The organism is Gordonia sp. (in: high G+C Gram-positive bacteria), assembly GCF_049299075.1.
Classification (GTDB): domain Bacteria; phylum Actinomycetota; class Actinomycetes; order Mycobacteriales; family Mycobacteriaceae; genus Gordonia.
Genome location: NZ_JBAQWU010000175.1, coordinates 1 through 2,238 on the forward strand (window position 1 = coordinate 1; position 2,238 = coordinate 2,238).

The following is a 2,238-nucleotide window of genomic DNA, read 5'->3' on the forward strand; positions in this document are numbered from 1 at the left end:
GTCTACTACTGTGACTAATCGCCGAACCCGAGGATGGACGCGGGCGGCAACCGGCTTGGCCAGCGCCGTGCTGGCGTTCGGTGTGCTGGCTGGTTGCGGCACCGACTCCGACGACGACACCGCGCCCAACGACTCCGGTGACAATCCGTCGATGATGCAGAACCCGAACGGCGACGGCTCGGATGTTCCGTGTGAGGGCAGCGTCTGCCACAACCCGAACCACGGCGCCGGGTCGAACCCATCCGAGAACGGTGGCGCGGTGATGCCGAATCCGAACGGCGACGGCTCGGATGTTCCGTGTGAGGGCAGCGTCTGCCACAACCCGAACCACGGCGCCGGCTAGGGTGCCGCGCAGCAACAATGGCAGGAAGCCCACGTCGGGCTTCCTGCCATTGCGCTACGGGGGCGGGGTAGTCGAGCGAATGCCGGTTGTCGGAGCGCGACGGCATAATGCGGAGCAGGCGGCCAGTCGGTGGCCGCGATGTTCGGACGGTGTTGAGGGGTGTAGCGGTGTTGGCGTTCATAAAGGCGCGGTGGCGAATCGCCCTGGCCATCTTCGCCACCTTCGGGTTCGTGGTGATGCCGTTCGCCGGGGAGACACCCGGCGACAAAGTGGGCGGCACTCTGTTCTATCTGGTGTCGGCGGTCGTCTTCTGGACCTTGCATATCCGCTACACCCGTCGCACCGCACCCCCGCCCGCGATGCTCCCTGAGCCTGCCCCTCTGCTCCCTGAGCCTGTCGAAGGGTCAAGCCACCTCCGCTCGACCACCCCGGTCGACGACGCGTGGGGGCGCCAGTTGGCGACGTGCCGCCGCAAGGTGGAGACTGTCTATGAGGTGAGCGCCGCGACCCGAGCCGAATCGGTGCGGGGCTGGCTGACGGAGATCTCCAACGACGTCGCTGCACAGCTGGTGTTGGCCGACGACATCGCGTCGCTGGGCCGGACGGTGGAGCCGGGTTTCACCGGTGTGGGGTTGCCGCAGAATCCGGCGGCCGCGGAGGCGTGGTCGCGCCTGGTGGCCTTTGAGTGTGGCGTGGATGACGCGATCACCAGTGCGGCGCAGATCCGGCTCAATGCATCGCAGCCGGTCACCGACTTCGGACTGATTCACGGACAGTTGGAAATGCTGAAGTCGCAGCTGCCAACACTTGACGTTCCGCGCTGAAGGCAGGATGCGAAACGGCTGCCCCGACGCGAGGTCGGGGCAGCCGTGTACTGGTGCGCGGCGGTTGACCGCGTCGTGGTTAGACGGGCTGGCCGCCGGTGACCGCGGCCCGCACTTTGGCGGCCGAGCTCTTGAGGCTGAACGCGTCGATCACTTCGAAGATACCGACGACGATCAGCAGTATGCCGGCCACCCAGACGAGGGTGCCGAGGGATCCGGCTGGCCAGACGATCAAGACGATGCCGGCGATCAGCGTGACGGCACCCAAGAAGATGCCTGCGCCGCGGCCGGGGAGCTCGGGGGAGCTGCTGTACCAGGAGATGGTACCGAGGCCGCGGAAGATCCAGGCGATACCGATCCAGATGGCGAGCAGGATGATTGACTCGGCCGGGTTACGGATCGCAATGACGCCCAAGATGATTGACAGCACACCGGCGACGAAGCTGAGCAGACGCCACCAGCCGCTGTGGTCGGGCGCGCCGAACGTGGAGAAGACCAGGAACAGGCCGGAGATGATCAGATAGATCGCGAACAGGATTGCGACGATGAAGAGTGTCGGGCCGCGCCAGAACAGGACGACGAGGCCCATGATGATCGACACGACGCCGATGCCCAGCAGGCTCTTCCAGGTGCGGTCGACGATGTCGCCCACCCCGGCAAGCAGCGGATTGTTGGTCGTCATTTTCTTACCCCTTGAGTAGCAGGCCGCGCGCAGGATGCGCCCGGACTGCGCTGACAATACCGCCGTGAGGCGGCGGCGGGGCGGCTTAAACCGCCTGTGGTTATTTCGTCTTTCGCCTGTCGTGACTATTGGGACCATGGCCCCTGATCCCGCGCACAATCCGCACGACGCTATCGGTGCGATCGACGGTGGGACGGCTGAACGACGTCGTTCATGCCGCGGCGATTGTTCAGGTGCTGACCAAGATTCTGGAGCCGGGGGAGCGGGTGGCTGACGAGTGCGGTGCAATCGTCTGCGGGGGTGGGGCGGTGCCGACATGATAAGAAGCTGAGAGCCAGCTAGCAGTGCCTGCAATCAGTACGGCCCTGCGCAATTGAGGAGTGATGCAG

The 2,238-nt window shown here is 65.4% G+C and carries 4 protein-coding genes; 3 read left to right on the forward strand and 1 reads right to left on the reverse strand.

Annotated elements, in window-relative coordinates:
• Positions 1–343, forward strand: a 343-nt coding sequence (locus WAW85_RS05825; protein WP_422558697.1) for a hypothetical protein, incomplete at its 5' end; no start/stop codon positions are given.
• Positions 344–510: 167 nt separating this feature from the next.
• Positions 511–1,167: a hypothetical protein gene (locus WAW85_RS05830; protein ID WP_422558698.1), complete on the forward strand. Its 657-nt coding sequence runs from the start codon at positions 511–513 to the stop codon at positions 1,165–1,167.
• A 79-nt stretch (positions 1,168–1,246) separates the two neighbouring features.
• Here the strand turns inward: WAW85_RS05830 and WAW85_RS05835 are convergent, their stop codons facing one another.
• Positions 1,247–1,849, reverse strand: a complete 603-nt coding sequence (locus tag WAW85_RS05835; protein ID WP_422558699.1) for an HdeD family acid-resistance protein — start codon at positions 1,847–1,849, stop codon at positions 1,247–1,249.
• Positions 1,850–2,025: 176 nt separating this feature from the next.
• Between WAW85_RS05835 and WAW85_RS05840 the strand changes: the two genes are divergently transcribed.
• Entirely contained in the window at positions 2,026–2,169 is a 144-nt protein-coding gene (locus WAW85_RS05840) for a hypothetical protein (RefSeq protein WP_422558700.1), read from the forward strand.
• The last annotated feature ends 69 nt before the right edge of the window (positions 2,170–2,238 follow it).